This window comes from Streptomyces sp. NEAU-YJ-81, assembly GCF_017592595.1.
GTDB lineage: Bacteria > Actinomycetota > Actinomycetes > Streptomycetales > Streptomycetaceae > Streptomyces > Streptomyces hygroscopicus_B.
This window is the reverse complement of record NZ_JAGFNO010000016.1, coordinates 18,830-39,817: the sequence shown is the minus strand read 5'-3', so window position 1 is coordinate 39,817 and position 20,988 is coordinate 18,830. Positions and strand designations below refer to the sequence as shown.

The window sequence follows — 20,988 nt, the reverse complement described above, 5'->3', positions numbered from 1 at the left end:
CCTCTCACCGGTTACTTGGCTTGCGATTGGCCAGCACGGGAATTGCGGCGACGGAGTCACGTGCAAGGTGTTCCCAGATGATTCCGGGCGGACGTGAGTGGGGTGGACACTCGATAGTTTCATCTGGAGTAACAATAAGATCCACTCGAAAGTCGTGTTCGGACTCGGGTAGCACTTCTTTCACGACTTGGAGAGAGTGAACCGTAGTCGCGATAAGTGTGTTCGGGCCGATGAGGCCAGCTTCCTGCAATAGGGCTACTTCAATATCAGAGTATCCGGCGCCTTTCCCCAGCCGTGCACCCTCTGAGTTAACCGCAACACTTCCGCACACAATCAAGTCAACGACCGGCATCTCATGCACACCTACCGGCCGCGCGACTTTTGCTGCTGTTCGCCGTTCGGCAGCTTCAATCGGCGGAATACTGAGATTTTCAGGGTCCAAGAGGTAGAAAGGGTTCTCCGTCGCCAGCTTCGGCGATGCCATATAAATCCGTTTGCCCTCTTGGAGCGCCCGAGCACGTACAGGCAACTGGGCTTTGTCTGGAACCGCCTTGATGACGCTTGCAGCCTGCCAGGCAAGATGTTCAGCGAGACGGGCAGCGGCAGAGTCCGCACCGATGAAAGAAGGGATACGGCCCGTCACGTCACCGTGCGTGGGCTCCAGTCGAGCCCAGACGCGTTCGCGGACGGCTTGTTTGGCACGCTGAACTTGCGCCCTATTCATCGATGCCTCTTTCTGCTTATGCGGATGCAATGAGATTCAGAAGCTGGTCATTGAGTTCATGCACTACCGGCACGGCTCGCCATGGTTGCAGTTCACGACCTGCCTGAAAGATGAGGTTCAGCCCGCCGCCGCCACGGTTGCATTCTACAACGTCAATCGCTTTGCCGAGCGTACTCGCAGCTTCGTCTACCTTCCTTTGTCGAATGTACGCAAGAGTCAGATTCCCCAGAGCGATAGCATGAGATTTTGACCCCTCACGCAACTCTTTTGCCGTGTCCTCTAGGACTGTCTGCGCGCGAGCAGTTTCATTTAGGAAAAGAAAGCAAGACCCAGCCAATCGCCCGAACTGTCCAGGAGAGAACATCGACACGCCAGCATCGCTGGCACTAACCTGACTAAAATGCCATTCGGCGTTTCTCAATGCCTTTTCGCAGTCTCGGCGTTGCTGCAACATCGCGTAAGCCTCGGCCGCGTGTAGCACAGCCAGTCCCGCAAGAACATGGCTGGTATTCTCAACCGTGTCGGCGGAGCGTTGTGCAATTTCTAGACCGGTACGCGGGTTCTTCTTGCCATATAGGGCAACAAAAGAAGTGCGTAGTAAGGCCAGCCCCTCGGCAACGGGGTCGCGTAATTCGCGTACCGCCTCGGCAGCTTGAGCGAAGTAAGCGCGAGGGGTGTCGTGGTCGGTCCTCCCCGAAGCATCCCAGACCAATTGCCCCATTAACGTGGAGGCTTCCGCCTGTGCGGCATAGAGATCTCGGCGAACGGCATACGTGGTCGTGTGAGTATGCCAGTACGCGAGTTGCCCTAAATGCTGCCCGATTTCGGCGATTAGAGCCGTAGACGGCTCAGTGGCATAGCGCGCGTCCAGGGTTTGCACTTGTTGTCGGAGTTCAGCCACCGCCAATAGGTCGAGGCTTCCGGGGTTCTCCCGCACGTACTGAGTACGCGCTTTGGCCTGGGAATCAGTCACAGCCTCGACGGTAGTGCCGGTGTTGGTGGTTCCGTCAATGCCATTTGGGGAACCCTCCCATGGCCGTTTCGGTAGTCCGAGCATTTCTCCGGGAATGCCGAAGCCGTCGGAAATACGTTCGATCACTTGTTGGCCGCGTACGCCACGGACACCCCGGATGATGTCGCTCACGCGGGAACTCGTCATTTTGCCGATGGCGGCGGCAATGTCCGCATGGCTGGAGCCTGTACGCCTGTTGACGAGGCGGAAGATCTCCCGGAAGTTGCGGGTAGCGCATGCCCGCTGCATGGCCTCGCTCCCGAGGAGCGTGTCAGGAATCGTCAGCGGGTAGCCAGCGCGTTGCGTCTCGCGTTCGTCCATGGCCCACCTAGCAGGGACGGAGGTGATCTCTCCAGGGTAGTCCCCGGTTCCTCGCAACGGAGTTCCCCAAAGTCGCTTGCGGGGTTCCCCGTTCGCAGTTCTTTCGGGGGTCGGCTGCCTCGAAGCTCGTGGGACACATGCAGCGCGCCCAAAAGGGTGCCCCCGCGACGGGCGAACGTCCGGGGGCGCGGGCCACCTGCACACATGAGAGAAAGGACAGGCAGCCGTGCGCAAGAGTAGCCACGGTCACCCGAACGTGGGGACGCTGGTACGTGATACGGCCACCGACCGCCTGGGTAGCTACATGGGCCGGGGCGGACCATGCTTCATGCTCAGGGCCCAGCACGGTGGCAAGGAATGGCAGGCACGCCCGGAAGACCTTCGCCCGGCAGAGGTGAGCCGTGCCTGAGCGCGAAGTCTCCGAACACCCCCGCGCCGCTGACCTTGAGCAACTTCAAGCGGCGTACCTCATGCACCGGGCCGAGTGCCAGACGTGCACGCCCGACCAGTCGTGCGACATAGCGCGACGGCTGGAAAACGCGCGGCGTGCGGCAGGGGCGTCATGAGCGCGAACTGTGAGGAGTGCGCGCGCTTGGAGCGCGAGAAGGAAGAGGCGCGTCGGGCGGGGGACCTGAGCAAGGTCACCGACTGTGCCGTGTTACTCAAGCGCCACCCCGACCACAGCAAGAGGAGCGCTCTCTCTGGAAGGGGGCGGGCATGAACCGGGCCACGTACCGTTTCCGTGAGTTCCAGCTCGTCCCCGACACCGAGCCTGACGCCGAACCGATCACGTTCGCCATGCAGTGCGCGGTGTGCGAGCAGACCGGGGAGCCCAGCGACGAGCACGCCGCCGCGCACGCGTGGGCGACCAGCCACCTGAAAGCAAACCCGGAGCACTTCACCCATCGGGAGATCATCACCCGCCCCTGCCGGTTCGAGCCAGGAGCATGGCAGTGACGCGAACCATCCTTAAAGGCTCGGACCTGGTGCTCAGCGCCGAACGCGCCCAGGGAGCGCCGGACGGGATCTATCTCGCCGAATGCCTGACGTGCCCCGCCACGTCGGGGCGGGTAGACAGCGACCCCGGTCCCGTCGCTCGCTGGTCCATCCTCCACACCCAGCAACACGGGCTGAATCATGGGCAGTTCCTCGTGACCGTTGAGCGTCACTGGCGCGTAGACCCCATACGGTCCCAGGACGGACACGGCACGGCTGTGCCGCCCCCGGCCCACAGCGCCAGCCAGGCGCCCGCCACGCACCGTGCCCCCGGATGCTGGGGTGCCTGCTGGCGGCACATCATGGCGTGGCTGGGGCGATTCGCCGGACCGCTGGTCCTGACCACGTTCATCGTGGCCGCCGGACTCGGCGGCTACCTCATCGGGACCGGCCAGGAAACCGGCTGACCCGCTGATGACGCCCGCGCGGCCGGCGACGCTTCCCCGTAGCCTCCAGCCGCGCGGGATCGGTGGCGCTCCCGACCGGACAAGCCCCGAGCCCGATGGGCAGACGCGCCCACGCCGAGCGGACTCGCTTGAGGCTCCCGCCCCGGTCCGCCCCTTCACTGGAGTGCCGCGCACCGCGCGGTGAGAGCGCCACCAACCAGCCCCGTCCCCGACTGGTCACGACCGGGGCGGGGCACTTCCATGTCCGCTTGACCTGCCGGTATGCTCCAGAACACTTGCTTACGAGCATCGGGGCTTCCCGAACCAGGGGGCTCCGCCCCCTGCCCCCGCCGGGACTCCGCCCCAAACCCCGGGGCGATCCGCTGTGCGGGGCGGGCCCTCGGTCTCAGCCTGTGGTCCTCGCCCGCACATAGTGCTCCAGCCGGATGCCGGGCAGGCACAGCGAGTACGCCAGTTGGAAGCGCCCGGTCAGCACGGTCGCCTTCGCCCGGCGTGTCTCCGGCTCATCGGCCGCGATCAGCCATGCCGACCGCGCCCCGCCGAGGCGTCGCAGCAGCTCGGCGGGGCCGACGTCGACCCCGTAGAGCGTGCCGGAGGCGGGGCCGGGCGTCCCCAGCGCGACATCGCGCAGCCCGGCGAGGGGGCGCGGATAGGCGATCGCGATCCGCCGTTCCTTGGGCGGGTCGTACAGCACCGGCTCGCCCGGCCGGGTGAGCCTGCCCACCGCTGCGGCCAGCGCCGCCAGGTCGTCCTGACGGCTCAACGGCTCCCGCTCCCGCTGGTGCAGCGGGAGCTGCCAGACGAAGCCGCAGCCGACCGCGAGCACCCCGACCGCCACGACCACGACCCGGCGCCTGCCCACCACGCCCCGACGCCGCGCCACCACCCGAGCCAGCCAGTCGGCCCCCGCCCCCGCCAGCCGGTCCGCCCCCGCCGCGGCCAGCAGGGGGATGCCCGCGAGGGCGAAGAGGAGATAGCGCTCGTGGAAGCAGGGGCGGTGGAGGGCGAGGGCGAAAAGGAGGACGGGCGGGACGCAGAAGAGGGGGAGGGCCACCGCGGTCAGCGAACGCCACCTGGGGCGGACCGCAGCGACCGCGATCAGCAGGAGGTTGAGGGCCAGGACGAGTGCGCTTGGGCCCGCGAACTCCTCGACCACCGCCCACAGCCGACCCGGCGTCGGATGGCGGATCCAGGCGATCTGCGCGCTCTGCCGCCGCGCCAGCGCCGCCAGCGGCACCACCACGCCCACCGCCCCGGCCGCCGCGCTCCCCCAGCCCCACCACACCCGGCGCGGGGCGCGCGAGACGAGCAGCGTCAGGGCGTGCGCGGCGAGCATGAGCACCGCGAAGACGTGCAGCAGCGCGGTCACGGCCACCACACTCCCGTACGCCGCCCACCGCCACCCCGCTCCCGACGCCGCCCGCTCCGGGCCCGGCGCCGAGGCAGACCGCCGCGCGACGCGAGGCACGCCGCCGCGGACCAGTACGGCCGAACGGACGCGTGTGCCCGGTGCCGCCCTGCCCGCCTCCCCGGCCGCTCGGGCGGGGGCCGCCGAGCGGGCAGGCCCGGCCGCGTCCCCGATCGCTCGGGCAGCCCCGCCCGCAGGCCCGACCGGTCGGGACGCCACCCCCGGCCCGGCGCCCGCGCCCGGACCCGGCGCGGGCCGGTCCGCCGTGGCGCCCCCCGTGGCGGCCCCCGGGGCGCCTCCCGTTGCCGCCCCCACGGCGAGTCCCGCCGCGCCCACCAGCAGGTACGTCGCCCACGCCGCACCCGCCGCGACCAGTGCGTAGGAGCGGCCCTCCTGGGCGTAGTGGGTGACCACGGGTGTGGCCGCGTAGAGCAGTCCGGCCCACAGGCCCACCCTGGGCCGGGCTAGGCGGCAGCCCAGGGCGGCTACGAGGGCGGTGGCGGCCACGGCCGCCAGGACCGATGGCAGACGCATGGTCACCTCGGAGGGGTGCAGCGCCAGCAGCGGGTGCATCAGGAGGTAGTAGAGGCCGTGGACGGCGTCCACGGTGCCTAGCGCGTCGTGGATCTGAGGGAGAGTCCGCCGTGCCATCTGGTACGTCGCGGACTCGTCCCGCCACATCGTGCCCCGGTCCAGGCCCCACAGCCCCAGCCCGAGCATGACGGCCATCGGGAGCACGATCGCCGTCGGCGCGGAGATCCCATCACGCTTCCGCACCCTTTCCCTCGCCCTCACCCTCACCCTCATCCTCATCTACTCCACATGGCAACAAAAGGCATAAATACGACTATTCGCCTACAGTGTGCAGTCAGGACGACACATCCGCCGCGAAGGGCACGCGTCATGAACCGCCTCGGTATCGAAAACCCCCGCGGTCTCGTGGCCTTCGCCGCGCTGACCGGGTGTCTGGTGACCCTGGCGGTGGCGGCGCTCACCGGGGCCGGAGGGGTCTTCGCCGCGGCGGGGCTGGCGGGCTGCGGCTGTGAGCTGCTGCTGCACCGCACCGAACCGGGGCTGATGGCCCGTCTGGGGCGGCTGCACATGGGCGCCACGTCCCGCTTCGAGATCCGCTGCGTCCTGCTGCTTCTGCTGCTCGGCCGACTCCATGTCACCGGCCCCATCGGGCTGGCCGCGGCCATGACGCTGGTGCTGTGTCTGCTGGCCGGGCAGGCCCTGCACGCCGCGCTCATCACGCTGATCCGGCGGCGCCGCGCCCTCGCGGTCGCGGCCCGCAACATCGATCTGCGCCGACTGGACATCAGCGACCGGCCGCCCCGCAGGCTCACCGAATGGCCCGGTCAGCGGATGCTGGTCTACGAGTTGTCCGCCCTGCTCGGGCTGACCGCGTCGCTGATGACCGGCGACGCCCGCTGGGTGGTGGCGGCGCTCACCCTCGCCGCCGGATCCTGCCTGATCACGGTCGTGGCGCTCGTTCCGTACCTCGTCCGGGCCATCCGCCGGCTGCCCGGCGCCGCCCAGGTACTGGCCGAGGTCGACGCCTGGCTGATCCATCGCCGCCCCCGTACGGTGCTGTACTTCTCCGGTCCGCGCGACCGTGCCGAACAGCTCACCCGATGGCTGGGGCCGGTGGCCGCGCTGCCCACCCCGTCCCTGGTCATCGTGCGCGAACGGGAGCTGCTAGAGGCGCTGGAGCCGACCCCGCTGCCGGTGCTGTGCGTGCCGAGCGCCGCGCATCTGTCGCAGTTGGACCTGGGCGGGGTGCGGGTCGCGCTCTACCCCGCCAACACCGGCCGGAACATCCACCTCCTGCGGATCCCCACCATGCAGCACGTCTTCCTGGCCCCCGGCGGCGACGGCGACGAGGCCGCCGCCGTCGATCCGTACAGCAAGGTCTACGACCAGGTGTGGGTCGCGGGCGAGGCGGGGCGCCGGCGCCATGTCCAGGCCGCGGTCGGCGTCGAGGACGCCGACATCGTGGAGATCGGCCGCCCCCAGCTCGACGGACTGCGCGTCGACCGAACCGGCCACGCCCCCGCGCCCCTGCCCACCGTGCTGTACGCGCCCACCCGGGACGGCGCGGCGGGCGAGCCGATCGTACGAGCGCTGCTGGACAGCGAACGCCCCCTCCGGGTGCTCTACCGGCCGCATCCCCCCACCGGCCACCGCACCCCCGAGGCCCGCGCCGCCCACCGCCGCATCGTCGCCCTGATCCACGCCGCGAACGAGCGGCGCACCGCCGACGCCCTCGGCGAGGCGCCCGAGGACGCCGAGGCACAGCGCACCGAGGCGCAGCGCACCGAGGACGCCCGCCGCCGCGCCGAACTGACCAAGCACATCGCGGCGCTGGACGCGCGGCTGCGCCGGGCGGACGCCGACGAGGCCATGCTCACGCGGGACCGGGCCGCACCCGATCCGGCCCTGCTCACCGAGGCCGAGGGCCTGCGCCGGCAGTGGCACCAGGCCCACTGGGCGGCCTCACCGCCCTGGCTCCACCAGGTGATCGAGGGGGATGTGCCCACCCTCCACTCCTGCTTCGACCAGGCCGATCTGCTGATCGGCGATCTCTCCGACGTGGTCGGCGACTTCCTGGCCACCCTCAAGCCGTACGCGCTCACCGCCCCGGCGGGGCTCGGTGAGGAGGAATTCCGGCGGCAGAACGTCGTGGCCCGGGCGGCCTATCTGCTCGGTCCCGGGGCATCCGGCATGCAGGACCTCCTGCGCCCGCTCTTCGACCCCTGTCTCGACGAGCTGCGCACCGCCCGCCACGAGGTGAAGGAGTTTCTGCTCGGCCCCACCACCCCACCGTCCATCCAGCGCTTCACCGACGCCGTCGACGCGCTCGCCGAGAAGGGCGAGACGGTCGTCCGGCTGCGTGACCTCCACACGGCCCCGCCCCCCGGTGCCGGACGCTGGTCCGTCATCCGATAACAAGACATCCCACAGGTACGTCATCCGGTAGCACGACACCCCACATGCACGACACCTCACATCTACGTCACCCCACAGGTACGACACCCCACAGGTACGACACCCGGTAGCAGCACATCCCACACCCGGACCTCACCCCAGGCCCTCACCATGAGCTTCCACCCCAGGCCCCGCCCCCAGGAGCCCCCCTCCCACGTCTCCTGAGCCCCCCGCACACCCTCCGGAGCCAGCATGCCGCGCAATCACCGCCCCGGCCCGCCTCCCCGTGTCAGCGTGATCGTCCCCGCCCGTGACGCCATGCCCGGGATCACCCGGGCCGTCACCTCCGCCATGGAGCAGACCCTCGGGCTCAGCCGACTCGACATCATCGCCGTCGACGACGGATCGGCCGACGGCACCGCGGAGGAGCTGGACCGGCTCGCCGCCGGCTGCCCCTCGCTCCATGTCGTCCGCAACCCCCACCCCTGCCGCGGCGGCGCCGGCGGCCCCCGCAACACCGGACTGGCCCGCGCCCGCGGCGACTTCGTCTTCTTCCTGGACGCCGACGCCCGCCTGGCACCCGACGCGCTGCGCCGCATGGTCGCGATGGCCGACCAGAACGGCACCGACGTGGTCCTGGGCAAGATGGTCTCCCCGGACGGACGCGGCGTCCCCAAGGCGGTCTTCCGCCACAACCAGCTACGCACCGACGCCCACAGCTCCCACGCCTACGCCACCCTGGAGCCCTGCAAGCTCTTCCGTCGCTCCCTGATCGAACGGCTCCGGCTGCGCTTCCCCGCCCACCTCCACCACGGCGAAGGCAAGCCCTTCACCGCGGCCGCCTATCTCAACGCCTCCGGGATCTCCGTCGTCGCCGACTACGACTGCTACCACCTCGGCCCGGGCCGGGGCCGCACCGCCGCCGGTCTCGCCGACCGCGTCGACGCCATGCGGCCGCTGTTCGAGACCGCCGCCCGGCACACCCGGCCCGGCACCCGCCGCGACACCGTCATGCTCCACCACATCCGGCGGGAGCTGTGCCCGGCGCTGCGCGCCCTGCCGCGCGAGGACGAGACCGCGGCCCGCGAGCGGTTCCTGCCCGAACTGCGCCGATGGGCGCTGGCCCACTGCTCCGACACGCTCTTCCCCACCCTCACCGCCCCCGAGCGGCTGATGGTCCATCTGCTGCGCACCGGCCGCTTCGAAGATCTGCTGTCCGTCGTGCGCAACACCAAACGCGACGCCCGGTGCGGCCATCTCGTCGAGAAGGGCAGCGTCTACTGGCTCCACCCCTTCTTCCGCGACCCCGACGCCGAGGTCCCCGACGCCTGCTTCGACGTCACCGACCGGCTGCCGGTCCGCCACCACCTCGCGGGCGCCGCCTGGCATGGCCGCAGCACCCTGCGGGTGCGCGGCCGGGCGGCCATCGACGGGCTGGAGGCCGACCCCGAGGAGGACCGCGCCGAGCTGGTGCTGCGCCGCCGCGAGGCACAGGACGAGGTGCGGATCCCGGCGGTGGCCACGGCGGAGGATGACCCCGCGGAGTTCGCGGCCGATGTGAACATCGCCGCCGCCGACGGCGGCGCACCACTGCGCCCCGGCGTCTGGGACGTCTACCTCGACGTCCGCGCCCAGGGCATCAGCCGCACCGTACGGTTCGGCAACCGCCATGACGACATCCTCGACATCGGCACCGCGCGCCGGGTGGTGGCCGCCGGGCCCGGGCTGCGCGCCCGGGTCACGCCGTACTTCACCAGCCCGTACCGCAATCTCTCCCTCGACATCGGCCCGGCCCCTCGCGGCGCGCCCTGCGAGGTGACCGAGGCCGTATGGCATCCGTCCGACAAGGGCACCCTGGTCGTCGCCGGACGGCTGCTGCCGCCCGGCACCCCGGCGCGCGGGCGACTGCTGCGGCTGCGCGCCGAGCATGCCGACGGACGGGTTTTCGACCATCCGGTGCGATTCGCCGCGGGGCATCCGGCGGGTGCCTTCACCGCCCGGCTGCCGGTGCGGGACCTGGGCCGCGGCCGGTGGACGGTGACGCTTGCCGTCATCTGCCCCGGCGACCAGGCCCCGGGGCACCCCGCGCCCGCCGCGCCCGTCCCACCGCCCGCCCGGCTGCCCGGCGCCCGCTGGGTGCGCCGCGGCCGTCCGTACTACGCCAAGCCGCTGATGGGGCGCGGCGAGGTGACGTTGGAGCTGCGGGTGGCGCCGGTCCGGCTGCTCGCCGCCGTACGCAACCGGCTGCGGTGGTGACCGCGTGCCGGGTGACCCGTGAGCGGTGACCCCGTGGCGGGTGACCCCTGAGCAGTGACCGCGTGGCGGGTGACCCATGAGCGGTGACCCCGTGGCGAACGGTGGCGGTGGCTCCGTAGACGATGGCCCCGCTCACCCCCGCAGCCGCCGCCGCACCCCCGTGGCAACCTTGATCGGAGCCACCTCCAGGCCGAGAGCCCGGGCCGGGCCCAGAGCCACCGGCTTGGCGTAGTACGGACGGCAGCCGAAGCGGAGCCAGCGGGTCGCGTCCAGCCGGTCGAAGTACGGCACGACCGCGGAGCGGCGCGGCGTGTCCTCGCCGGGGCCGTCCATGATCAGCGTCAGCGTCCAGCGGCCCGTGCCCAGCCTGCCGACCGGCAGCCGGGCGGTGAAGACGGACGTGGAGCCGCCGGGCTCACAGCGCACCGGCACCTCGTGCACCGTGCCCGTACCGCCCTCGGCGCGCAGCAGCAGCGTCCCGCCGTCCCGCGCCGCGTCCTCGGTCAGCCGTCCGCCGACCAGCAGGGTGCTCCGGGTGCGCCAGAGGGTCCGGAGCACCTGGCAGGGCGGGTCGAGGGGATGGGCGATCCCGCCGACGTCGAGCGAGAGATTGCCGTACGGGGTGTAGTACGGCACCACCACCTCCGCCCCCTGGGACGTGGTGACGCGGCGCCGGGACGGCTGGGTGACCTCACCGCCGTCGCGGCGGTTGCCGAACCGCACCGTACGGCTGACGCCTTGGGCGCGGATGTCCAGGTAGATGTTCCACAGCCCCCGTTCCAGCGGGGCCCCGCCGTCGGCGGTGGCCGGGTCGATCTCGGCGGTGAAGCCCGCCATCTCGTACCGCCGCCCCTCCCCGGGCAGCGGGTTGGCGGACAGGCACGGCGTGGTGGGCACCCGCACCTCGGGGCGGTCGGCCCGGTACTTGCGCAGCACGATCTCGGTGGCCGGGTCCAGGGCTTCGACGTCCTCGATATAGGCGTGGCCGGCCAGCCGCAACGCCCCGCCGTGCCAGCTCGCCGCCTCCAGGAGGTGCTGGACCGGCAGCCGGTCGGTGACGTCGAAGCAGACGTCGGGGACGGCGGCGGCATGGTCCCGGAAGAACGGATGGAGCCAGTAGACCCGGCCCTTGTCGACGAGATGGCCGCGCCGCCCGTCCCGCCCCGCGTTCCGGGCCACGGTCAGCACCTCGTCGAAGCGGTCGGCGCGCAGCAGTTGGATCAGCAGCCGGTCGGGGGCGTCGAGCCGCTGGAAGAGGGCGTCGCTCACCCACGTCCTCGCCCAGTGCCGGAACTCCGGGAAGAACCGCTCCCGCGCCTCCTGTTCGCTCTCGCGGGGCAGCAGGGCGCGCAGCGGACCGCACAGCTCCCACTCCACATGGCGGCGCATGATCTGGTCCCGGCGCGGGCCCGGTTCCAGATAGCGGGCCACGGTCTCGAAGCACAGCCGGGTGCCGTCCATGCGGTGGGCGAGATCGGCGGCGGTGAGGGTGAGGTTGTTGCGGTTCTCGCGGTAGCGGACGTAGTAGCAGTCGTAGTCGGCGACCACCGAGATGCCGGAGGCGTTGAGGTAGGCGGCGGCGGTGAACGGCTTGTCCTCGCAGTTGCGGTAGGGCGGGAAGCGCAGGTGCAGCCGCTCGATGAGGGAGCGGCGGAACAGCTTCCACGGGCCCAGGGTCAGATAGGCGTGGGAGGAGAAGACGTCGGTACGGGGCTGATTGTGCTGGAAGACGGCCCGGGGCACGGCCCGTCCCCCCACGGAGGCGATCTTGCCCAGCACGATGTCGGTGCCGTGGGCGTCGGCCATGGCGACCATGCGGCGCAGCGCGTCCGGCCCCAGATAGTCGTCGGAGTCGAGGAAGAAGACGAAGTCGCCCCGGGCGTGGTCCAGTCCGGTGTTGCGGGGTATGCCCGCGCAGCCGGAGTTCTCCTGGTGGATGACGCGCAGCGCGGAGCAGATGCGGGCGAGCCGCTCCAGTTCCTCGCCGGTGCCGTCGGTCGAACCGTCGTCCACCGCGATGATCTCGACCCGGTCCGGGCCCAGGGTCTGGTCCATCGCGGAGGTGACGGCGCGGGTCAGCTCCGGCAGGGCGTTGTAGGCGGGGATGATCACACTCACACGAGGTCGGGATACAGCGGGCATGACGGCCTCCTGACTCCGGGCTCTCGACGGGTCGGGGGTCGGGGTCGGGGGTCGGGGTCGGGGGTCGGGGTCACTCGGCGGTGAGGACGCCGCCGCGCGGCCCCGCCGGGGCGCTGTCGCCGCCGGCCGGCAGAGGCCGCGTCCGCGGCGCGGGCGCGAGAGGGAGCGCCGTGTCGTCCTGGCCCAGCATCAGGGCCCGTACCACCCGTTCGGCCGCGTGGCCGTCGTCGAACCGGCAGAAGCGGGCCCGGAAGGCGGTGCGCAGCGCGCTCGCGTCCGCATCGCACCAGCGGCCCTCGCGGAAGACCTCGGCCAGCTCCCGCTCGGTGCGGGCGACGGCCCCCGGGGTCTCACCGGGAGATCCCGAGAGGAGGTCGAAGTAGACCCCGCGGGAGGACCGGTAGATGTCCCAGTCGTCGGCGTAGATCACGATGGGGCGGTCCAGCAGGGCGTAGTCGAACATCATCGACGAGTAGTCGGTGATCAGCGCGTCGGCCGCCAGGCACAGTTGCTCCGCCGACGGGTGGTGCGAGACGTCGATCACCAGCCCGGCCTCCTGGAGCCGGGACAGTTGGTGCTGCGGCCGGTAGGAGTAGTGGGCCCGCACCAGCAGCGTGGTCTGCGGGCCGAGTTCGCGGCTGAGCCGCTCCAGGTCCAGCCGGGGGGTGAACCCCTTCTGGTAGTCGCGGAGGGTGGGCGCGTAGAGGAGGGCGGTGTTCCCGGCCGGGATGCCCAACTCCCCGCGGATCCGGCGGATGTCCTCCTCCGACGCCGTGAAGAAGACGTCATTGCGCGGATATCCGTATTCCAGCAGCCGGTACGCGGCGGGGTAGACCCGCTCCCAGATCTGGCTGGAATGCGGATTGGAGGAGAGGGCGACGTCCCAGCGGTCGATGCGCTTGAGCAGATTGCCGAAACTCATCCCGCCCGCGGCGGCCGGATAGCGCTGCTGGTCCAGCCCCATGCATTTGAGCGGAGTGCCGTGGAAGGTCTGCAGATGCACTGTGCCCGGCCGTTTCACCACCTCATTGGGGAAGTTGACGTTGTTGATGAGGTATTTCGCACGGGCCACGGTGCGGTAGAAGTCGCGGGTGCCGGTGACGACGTAGTCGACGCCTTCCGGGAGGGACTCGATCTCCGACTGCTTGACCGCCCATACCCCGTGGATCTCCGGTGCCAGCTCCCGCGCCTTGTGGTAGATCGCCCCTGGATTGCACAGCACCCCACGGCCCCAGTACGCGGAGTAGACGGCCAGGTGGGAGTCCACCGGCCGCTGCCGGTGCAGCCGGTACAGGCCCCGCTTGGCGCGTGCGGCCAGGGGCGGCCGGACGGTCCGGCGCAGTTTGCGGGCTCCGGCCGCCGCCCGTACGCCCAGCTCGCGCTCCCGGTAGCGGAGGAAGGAGCCGGACGCCAGCGCCTCGAAGCGCCACCGGCCCTCGACCGGCGGGGTGAACCCGGCGGGCAGACGGCCGCGATACCACGCGGCGGCCCGTCCGAAGAAGCGCGGCCGGTCCGCCGTCGCCACCCGGGACGTCCGGTCCAGGCAGAACAGGAAATGCGAGACGGCCCGTTCGAAGAGCAGCGGGCGCAAAGGGTCCAGCTCCGGGTGGTCGTCGAGGAAGTCGAAGAGCCGGGCGTACTGCTGGAAGATGACGAAGTGTTTCTCCCCGGGGCTTCCCGTACTGGCCCCGACCCGCCGCTGCCGGTATTCCAGGCCCACCAGATCGACACAGGCTATTCGCCGCGCGGTGAGCATCGTCTTGTACGAGAGCAGGGCGTCCTCGTAGATGCCCTCGCTGAACGCGAAGCCATGACGGGTGTAGAAATCCCGGTGGTAGACGCGATTGGACGACATCGCGAACAGCCGCAGGAATTCTGGGCGTTCGACGACGGAGAAGACATCGGTGCCCGCCGAGGCCAGCAGCTCCCCGAAGAGGCTGGGGGCCCGGCGCTCCGACCAGTAGGTGCGCACATGGTTGAAGTAGAGGATGTCCGGGTCATGGGTGAGGGCGAGCCGGTCGGCGAGGCCCTGGAGGGTGCCCGGGGCAAGGGTGTCGTCCCCGTCCAGGAAGAGCAGATAGTCCCCGCGGGCCCGCTCGACACCGGCGTTACGGGCCCGGCCCGGCCCGGAGTTGACCCGCTGGTGCACGGGCACGACCCGGCTGTCGCGCGCCGCGTACGCGTCGATGATCGCGCCGCAGTGGTCCGGTGAGCAGTCGTCGACGGCGACCACCTCCACGTCCTGACACGACTGTGTCAGCACGGAATCCAGGCAGGCGCTCAGATAGCCCTGGACGCGATAGGCGGCGATGACGATGGTGAAGCGGGGCATAAGGCTCCTCGGGACGCGACGGCGGTTCGAGGTGCGAAGCACTCACTGACCACCCACGCTAGGTGGGTTCGTCCCGGTATGCCCGCTCGGTCGTTGGACGGGCGCCCAAGCGGGTGACAAACGCCCCCGGCGGACATGAAGTCCGCCGGGGGCGCCGGTGCCGCCACATTCTCCTCCCGCGGCCTTCCCTCCACGTCGGCGCGGCGCCGCGCTTCACGGACGTACGGCGTCGCGGGCGCCGCGCCCGCCAGGCACCCGGGCCCTGGCCCGATGTCGTGGACAAGTGCGGCGCATGGGCCATGCGGCGCCGCGGGGTCATGGCCCGGACGCACCGCGCCGCCCGGGGCGCGGGGCCCCGGGCGGCGCGGTGTCAGCTCGGTGGCGGATCAGCTATGCGTGCGCAGCAGCGTCCGCATCGTCCGCATCGCGACCGACAGATTGGCCAGGTCGAAGGTCTCCGACGACTGGATCTCATCGAGCGTGGTGCGCGCACGCTGCAGGATCGCGGCGTTCTTCTCCTCCCACGCCTTGAAGCGCTGCTCGGGCGTGGAGCCGCCGTTGCCCACCGACAGCACATCGGAGGTCAGGGCGGCCTGGGCCGCGTACAGGTCCTCGCGGATGGAGACCCGGGCCATGGACTGCCACCGGTCGGCGCGCGGCAGCTCGATGATCCGGTCCATCAGCTGGCTGATCCGCAGCCGGTCGGCCAGGTCGTAGTAGACCTCGGCGACCGCCAGCGGCTCCTTGCCGGTGCGGTCCGCGATGGCGACGATGTCCAGCGTCGGGAAGGCCGAGGAGAAGCCCGCCACCCGGGTGGCCAGGTCCTCCGGGACACCCGCCGCGGTGATCTCGTCGTAGATCCGCTGGTACCACTCGATGTCGGAGCCGCGCAGCAGCTTCGGCATCTGGGACCGGACCGCGGCGACCCGCTCGCCGAAGAAGTCGATGGTCTCGGCGAGCTCCAGCGGCTGCGGCCGGTTGTTGAGCAGCCAGCGGGTGCCGCGCTCGACCAGCCGCCGCGAGTGCAGCCGCATCCTGGTCTGGATGTCGGCGTCGACGACCGTGTCCAGCGCCTCGACCTCGTCCCACACCTGGTTCAGCTCGAAGATCGCGCGGGCCGCGGTCTGGGCGCGCACGACCTCCTCGGTGGAGGCCCCGCTCTCCTCCCGCATCCGGTGCAGGAAGGTCGTCCCGGCGGTGTTGAGCGTGTCGTTGACCAGCACCGTGGTGATGATCTCGCGCCGCAGGGCGTGGCCGTCGATGTACTCGGGGAACCGCTCCCGCAGCGCCTGCGGGAAGTACGCGTGCAGCAGCCGCTGGAGGTACGGGTCGTCGGGCAGCCCGGTGGCGATCAGCTCATCGGCCACCGTGATCTTGACGTAGGCGAGCAGCACGGCCAGCTCGGGCTGGCTCAGACCGCGCCCGCCGGAGAGCCGCTCGCGGATCTGGCGGTCGGTGGGCAGGAACTCCAGCGCCCGGTCCAGCCGTCCCTCCCGGCCCAGGCGGCGCATCAGCCGCTGGTGGGCGTGGAGCAGGCTGGGGGCCTGTACTTCCGAGTTGGCCAGGGCCACGTTCTGCGCGTAGTTGTTGCGCAGCACCAGCGCGCCGACCTCGTCGGTCATCTCGGCGAGCAGCTTGTTGCGCTGCTTGAGGGTGAGGTCGCCCTCGGTGACCAGGGCGTTGAGCAGGATCTTGATGTTCACCTCATGGTCGGAGGTGTCCACACCGGCGCTGTTGTCGATCGCGTCGGTGTTGATCCGGCCGCCGTTGGCGGCGAACTCGATCCGGCCCAGCTGGGTCAGGCCCAGGTTGCCGCCCTCGCCGACGACCTTGACCCGCAGATCCTGGCCGTCCACCCGGATCGCGTCATTGGCCTTGTCGCCGGCATCGCCGTGGGATTCGGTGGACGCCTTGACGTAGGTGCCGATGCCGCCGTTCCACAGCAGGTCGACCGGGGCCTTGAGGATCGTCTTCATCAGATCGGCCGGGGTCATCTTGGCGACCCGCTTCTCGATGCCGAGCGCGGCCCGCACCTGCGGGGTGATCGGGATGGCCTTGGCCGTACGGGGGTGGATGCCGCCGCCCGCCGACAGCAGCTCGGTGTCGTAGTCCTCCCACGAGGAGCGCGGCAGCTCGAACAGGCGGCGGCGCTCGGCGTAGGAGGTGGCCGCGTCCGGGTTGGGGTCCAGGAAGATATGCCGGTGGTCGAAGGCGGCGATCAGCCGGATGTTCTCGCTCAGCAGCATGCCGTTGCCGAACACGTCACCCGACATGTCGCCGACGCCCACGACCGTGAAGTCCTGGGTCTGGGTGTCGTGGCCCAGCTCGCGGAAGTGGCGCTTGACCGACTCCCAGGCGCCGCGGGCGGTGATGCCCATGCCCTTGTGGTCGTATCCGGCGGAGCCGCCGGAGGCGAAGGCGTCCCCGAGCCAGAAGCCGTACGACTGGGCCACGTCGTTGGCGATGTCGGAGAAGGTCGCGGTGCCCTTGTCGGCGGCGACGACGAGATAGGTGTCGTCCCCGTCGTGGCGGACCACGTCCTTGGGCGGCTCGACCTGGCCCGCGACCAGGTTGTCGGTGATGTCGAGCAGACCGGAGATGAAGGTCTTGTAGCAGGCGATGCCCTCGGCCATCCAGGCGTCGCGGTCGACGGACGGATCCGGCAGCCGCTTGCCGACGAAGCCGCCCTTGGCGCCCACCGGCACGATGACCGTGTTCTTCACCATCTGCGCCTTGACCAGGCCGAGGATCTCGGTACGGAAGTCCTCACGCCGGTCGGACCAGCGCAGACCCCCGCGCGCGACCTTGCCGAACCGCAGATGCACACCCTCGACCCGCGGCGAGTACACCCAGATCTCGTACGCCGGGCGGGGCGCGGGCAGATCGGGCACGGCCTGCGGGTCCAGCTTGATCGACAGATAGTCGTGCGGCTTGCCGTCCCCATTCATCTGGAAGTGGTTCGTCCGCAGAGTCGCCTTGATCAGGGTGAGGAACGAGCGCAGGATGCGGTCCTCGTCCAGCGAGGCCACCTGGTCCAGCGCCGCGTCCAGCTCCTCCAGCAGGGCGTCGGTCAGCTCCACGCCCGCCCGCTGCCGCTCCGGCGACATCCGCGCCTCGAAGAGGGAGACCAGCAGCCGGGTGGTGTGCACATTGTTGCGGAGGGTGTCCTCCATGTACGACTGGCTGAAGGTGGAGCCGGCCTGCCGCAGGTACTTGGCGTAGGCCCGCAGCACCATCGCCTGCCGCCAGTCCAGCCCCGCGCCCAGCACCAACTGGTTGAAGTTGTCGCTCTCGGCCTGGCCGGTCCACACCGCGGCGAACGCGTTCTGGAAGCGCTCACGGGCGTCGTCGGCCAGCGCCTCGCCCTCGCGCAGGGGCAGCCGCAGCCCGAAGTCGTAGACCCAGGCGGTGGTCTTGTCCGAGCAGCGCAGCTCGTACGGGCGCTCGTCGACCACCTCGACACCGAGGGTGTTGAGCACCGGGAGCACCGCGGACAGCGAGATCTGGGCCCCGGCCCGGTAGATCTTGAAGCGGCGCTCGGCATGGGCCGCGCCCACCGGCTCGTAGAGGCTGAGCCCGAATTCCTTGCCCCGGTCCTTCAGCCGCTCCAGGTGCTGGAGGTCGGCCACGGCACCGCGCGGAGTGTGGTCCGCCTTGTACCCCTCGGGGAAGGCGTGCTGATAGCGGCGCAGCAGCTCGGCCGCGCGCTCCTCACCGGCCTCGGAGACCAGCGCCTCGGCGAAGCCGTCGGCCCAGGAGCGGGCGGCCTCGATCAGCCGGCTCTCGATCCGCTCCACATCGGCGTCGGTGAGGTCGGGCAGCTCGGTGCCGGGCTGGAGGCGGACCACGAAGTGCAGCCGTGAGAGCACCGATTCGGTGTGCAGGGCGGTGAAGTCGACCGGCGGGCGGCCGCTCAGCTCCTCCAGCAGAATGTCGGTCAGCCGCAGCCGCACATCGGTGGTGAAACGATCACGCGGCAGATAGACCAGCGCGGAGTAGTAGCGCCCGTACTCGTCCTGGCGGAGGAACAGCCGCAGCCGGCGGCGCTCCTGGAGGTAGAGCACGCTGGTGACGATCGAGCGGAGCTGGTCGACCGGAGTCTGGAACAGCTCATCGCGCGGGTAGGTCTCCAGGATCTGCAGCAGATCCCGGCCGTCGTGGCTGTTGGGCGCGAAGCCCGCGCCCGCGAGCACCTCGACGACCTTGCGGCGGATGACCGGGACCCGGCGCACCGACTCGGTGTACGCGGCGGAGGAGAACAGCCCCAGGAAGCGGCGCTCGCCGATCACATTGCCCTCGGCGTCGAACTTCTTCACGCCGATGTAGTCGAGGTACGAGGGGCGGTGGACGGTGGCGCGGCTGTTCGCCTTGGTGAGCACCAGCAGCTTGCGCTCGCGCGCCTTGGCGCGGGCGTCGGCCGGAAGCCGGTTGAAGGACGGCGACCCCGGGCCCCCGTGGGTGCTCTCGTCGGTCTCCTTGTGCTGCGGATCGGAGCGGAGGATGCCGAGGCCCGTGCCGGGCACCGCGGTCAGCACGTCCTCCTCGCCACCGGCCTCGGTGGGGACCTGCGTCAGCTCGTACTCGCGGAAGCCGATGAAGGTGAAGTGGTCGTCGGCGAGCCAGCGCAGCAGCTCACGGGCCTCCTCGACCTCCTCCTCGCGGACCTCGGCGGCCTTGGGCTCGTCCGGCAGGCCCTCGGCGATGCGCAGCGCGGACTCGCGCATCTTCTCCCAGTCCTCGACCGCCTCGCGGACATCGGACAGGACGCGCAGAAGATCGGCGGTGATCTGCTTCAGATCGCCGCGGTCGGTCTCACGGTCGGTCTCGACATGGATCCAGGACTCCACGACCGCGTCATGCGGGAGCTTCTTCCTGGCCGGGCCCTCCGGGGAGACATCGAGCAGCTCGATCAGCTTGCCGGTGATGTCACGGCGCACGATCACCTGCGGGTGGATCACGACATGGATGCCGCGCCCCTGGCGGGTGAGCTCATTGGTGACCGAGTCGACCAGGAACGGCATGTCGTCGGTGACCACCTCGACCACGGAGTGGCTGCAGGTCCAGCCGTGCTCCTCGACGGTCGGGGTGTGCACCCGGACGTTCGCCGTGCCCTGCGGACGCACCTCGCCAAGCCGGTAGTGGGAGAGCGCCGCCCCGAAGACGTCGACCGGGTCGCGGTCGGCGAGGTCCTCCGGAGGCGTGTGCAGGTAGTAGTGCTGGAGGTATGCGGTCAGGGTCTCCGGTCCTGGGCCCTGAACCGGTTTTCCCCCGGCAGGGCTGTTCTCAGCGACCCGGGCGGCCCGTTCGAGCAACTCGGCCTTGGCTTCGTCCAGCTTGGTCTGCATGTCCTCTGGCTCCTGTCGCGCGCCGTTGCGTGACATCGATGGCGGTGGCATGACGCCGCGACGCGAAAAATCCGGTCGTTGACGACGGTATGCCGGATCGGGGAATGGCCGGGGTGTACTGGGCCGTAAGTGACCAAGAACCCACGCGCCACGGGTCAGCGGCGGCTCGGGCCCGGGGCCGGTGGGGCTCCGGGCGCGGAGCGAGGGCCTCATTGCCCTCACGGACTATCGCGCTGATCACGCAGTAAGGCTATCGCTCCTCCCCAGGGGGTCGTCATGAGCCGTTCGTGTACAAAACCGAGCCCTGAAGTTTGACGAAATGGACAGCGACCGCGGGCGCGCGCGAACCGATGATGTGCCGCTCATGCTCTCTGGTGCCCTCTGGTGCCCTGTTGTGCCCTCTTGCGCCCTCTTGGCAACGCGCCGGCGCGGATGCACCGTGGCGGATGCACCGTGCTCGGGACGGTGGTAGACGGTGGTAAGCCTGGACGTGAAGGTGGAGGTGGGCGGCATGACTGCGAAGATCCTTCTGGTGACCGGCGACGCGGCCGAATCGCTGGAGGTGCTCTACCCCTACCAGCGGCTGCGCGAGGAGGGGTACGAGGTCCATATCGCGGCCCCGACCCGCAAGACGCTGCGCCTCGTAGTCCATGACTTCGAGGAGGGCTTCGACACCTACACCGAGAAGCCGGGCTACACGCTCCCCGCCGACCTCGCCTTCTCCGAGGTCGACCCAGGTCAATACGGAGCCCTCGTGATCCCGGGCGGCCGGGCCCCGGAGTATCTGCGCAACGACCCCGAGCTGCGCAAGATCTGCAAGGCGTTCTTCGACGCGGACAAGCCGGTGGCGCAGATCTGCCACGGCCCGCTGCTGACGGCGGCCGTGGGCGGCCTGAGCGGGCGGCGGGTCACCGCGTATCCGGCGCTGGAGCCGGACATGCAGGCGGCGGGGGCGGAGTACCAGGACGCGGAGGTCGTGGTCGACGGCTCGCTGGTCTCCTCACGGGCCTGGCCGGACCATCCGGCGTGGATGCGGGAGTTCCTGGCGGTGCTGCGCACGAAGGCGCCGGTGGTATGAGGGGTGGCGGCCCACGGCCGGCGGCCGGCGGCCCAAGGC

At 70.4% G+C, this 20,988-nt stretch carries 11 protein-coding genes; 5 read left to right on the top strand and 6 right to left on the bottom strand.

The window, feature by feature from the left end; translation table 11 throughout:
* Positions 1 to 4 precede the first annotated feature (4 nt).
* Both J5X86_RS28975 and J5X86_RS28970 read right to left on the bottom strand, forming a co-directional pair.
* Positions 5 to 724 (bottom strand): 5-formyltetrahydrofolate cyclo-ligase, encoded by a 720-nt coding sequence (locus J5X86_RS28975; protein WP_208519650.1) that lies wholly within the window; start codon positions 722 to 724, stop codon positions 5 to 7.
* 16 nt (positions 725 to 740) lie between these two features.
* Positions 741 to 2,057, bottom strand: coding sequence for a transcriptional regulator (locus tag J5X86_RS28970; protein WP_243981761.1), 1,317 nt, complete (start codon positions 2,055 to 2,057; stop codon positions 741 to 743).
* Positions 2,058 to 2,774: 717 nt separating this feature from the next.
* Between J5X86_RS28970 and J5X86_RS28965 the strand changes: the two genes are divergently transcribed.
* Entirely contained in the window at positions 2,775 to 3,014 is a 240-nt protein-coding gene (locus tag J5X86_RS28965) for a hypothetical protein (protein WP_208519649.1), read from the top strand.
* Positions 3,011 to 3,460 (top strand): hypothetical protein, encoded by a 450-nt coding sequence (locus tag J5X86_RS28960; protein WP_208519648.1) that lies wholly within the window; start codon positions 3,011 to 3,013, stop codon positions 3,458 to 3,460. The genes J5X86_RS28965 and J5X86_RS28960 overlap by 4 nt, the downstream gene beginning before the upstream one ends.
* A gap of 385 nt (positions 3,461 to 3,845) precedes the next feature.
* Here the strand turns inward: J5X86_RS28960 and J5X86_RS51070 are convergent, their stop codons facing one another.
* Entirely contained in the window at positions 3,846 to 5,597 is a 1,752-nt protein-coding gene (locus tag J5X86_RS51070) for a glycosyltransferase family 39 protein (RefSeq protein WP_243981779.1), read from the bottom strand.
* 174 nt (positions 5,598 to 5,771) lie between these two features.
* On the opposite strand from J5X86_RS51070, the gene J5X86_RS28950 reads away from it, so the two are divergent.
* Positions 5,772 to 7,817, top strand: a complete 2,046-nt coding sequence (locus J5X86_RS28950) for a hypothetical protein (protein ID WP_208519647.1) — start codon at positions 5,772 to 5,774, stop codon at positions 7,815 to 7,817.
* A 231-nt stretch (positions 7,818 to 8,048) separates the two neighbouring features.
* Complete coding sequence (locus J5X86_RS28945; RefSeq protein WP_208519646.1) at positions 8,049 to 10,052, top strand: glycosyltransferase; 2,004 nt, start codon at positions 8,049 to 8,051, stop codon at positions 10,050 to 10,052.
* Positions 10,053 to 10,184: 132 nt separating this feature from the next.
* Here the strand turns inward: J5X86_RS28945 and J5X86_RS28940 are convergent, their stop codons facing one another.
* The 3 genes from J5X86_RS28940 to J5X86_RS28930 form a co-directional block, all read right to left on the bottom strand.
* Positions 10,185 to 12,194, bottom strand: coding sequence for a glycosyltransferase family 2 protein (locus J5X86_RS28940; protein WP_208519645.1), 2,010 nt, complete (start codon positions 12,192 to 12,194; stop codon positions 10,185 to 10,187).
* Positions 12,195 to 12,264: 70 nt separating this feature from the next.
* Positions 12,265 to 14,526 carry a bifunctional glycosyltransferase/CDP-glycerol:glycerophosphate glycerophosphotransferase gene (locus J5X86_RS28935; protein WP_208519644.1) on the bottom strand — a complete coding sequence of 754 codons (2,262 nt, stop codon included), beginning with the start codon at positions 14,524 to 14,526 and terminating at the stop codon, positions 12,265 to 12,267.
* A gap of 386 nt (positions 14,527 to 14,912) precedes the next feature.
* Positions 14,913 to 19,871 (bottom strand): NAD-glutamate dehydrogenase, encoded by a 4,959-nt coding sequence (locus tag J5X86_RS28930; protein ID WP_208519643.1) that lies wholly within the window; start codon positions 19,869 to 19,871, stop codon positions 14,913 to 14,915.
* Positions 19,872 to 20,382: 511 nt separating this feature from the next.
* On the opposite strand from J5X86_RS28930, the gene J5X86_RS28925 reads away from it, so the two are divergent.
* Positions 20,383 to 20,949 (top strand): DJ-1/PfpI family protein, encoded by a 567-nt coding sequence (locus J5X86_RS28925; protein WP_043241320.1) that lies wholly within the window; start codon positions 20,383 to 20,385, stop codon positions 20,947 to 20,949.
* The last annotated feature ends 39 nt before the right edge of the window (positions 20,950 to 20,988 follow it).

Bases quoted from the DNA above. Each gene is read 5' to 3' on its own strand.
- J5X86_RS28975 (WP_208519650.1), bottom strand. From the start codon at position 724: ATGAATAGGGCGCAAGTTCAGCGTGCCAAACAAGCCGTCCGCGAACGC.
- J5X86_RS28970 (WP_243981761.1), bottom strand. From the start codon at position 2,057: ATGGACGAACGCGAGACGCAACGCGCTGGCTACCCGCTGACGATTCCT.
- J5X86_RS28965 (WP_208519649.1), top strand. From the start codon at position 2,775: ATGAACCGGGCCACGTACCGTTTCCGTGAGTTCCAGCTCGTCCCCGAC.
- J5X86_RS51070 (WP_243981779.1), bottom strand. From the start codon at position 5,597: ATGGCCGTCATGCTCGGGCTGGGGCTGTGGGGCCTGGACCGGGGCACG.
- J5X86_RS28950 (WP_208519647.1), top strand. From the start codon at position 5,772: ATGAACCGCCTCGGTATCGAAAACCCCCGCGGTCTCGTGGCCTTCGCC.
- J5X86_RS28945 (WP_208519646.1), top strand. From the start codon at position 8,049: ATGCCGCGCAATCACCGCCCCGGCCCGCCTCCCCGTGTCAGCGTGATC.
- J5X86_RS28940 (WP_208519645.1), bottom strand. From the start codon at position 12,194: ATGCCCGCTGTATCCCGACCTCGTGTGAGTGTGATCATCCCCGCCTAC.
- J5X86_RS28935 (WP_208519644.1), bottom strand. From the start codon at position 14,526: ATGCCCCGCTTCACCATCGTCATCGCCGCCTATCGCGTCCAGGGCTAT.
- J5X86_RS28930 (WP_208519643.1), bottom strand. From the start codon at position 19,871: ATGCAGACCAAGCTGGACGAAGCCAAGGCCGAGTTGCTCGAACGGGCC.
- J5X86_RS28925 (WP_043241320.1), top strand. From the start codon at position 20,383: ATGACTGCGAAGATCCTTCTGGTGACCGGCGACGCGGCCGAATCGCTG.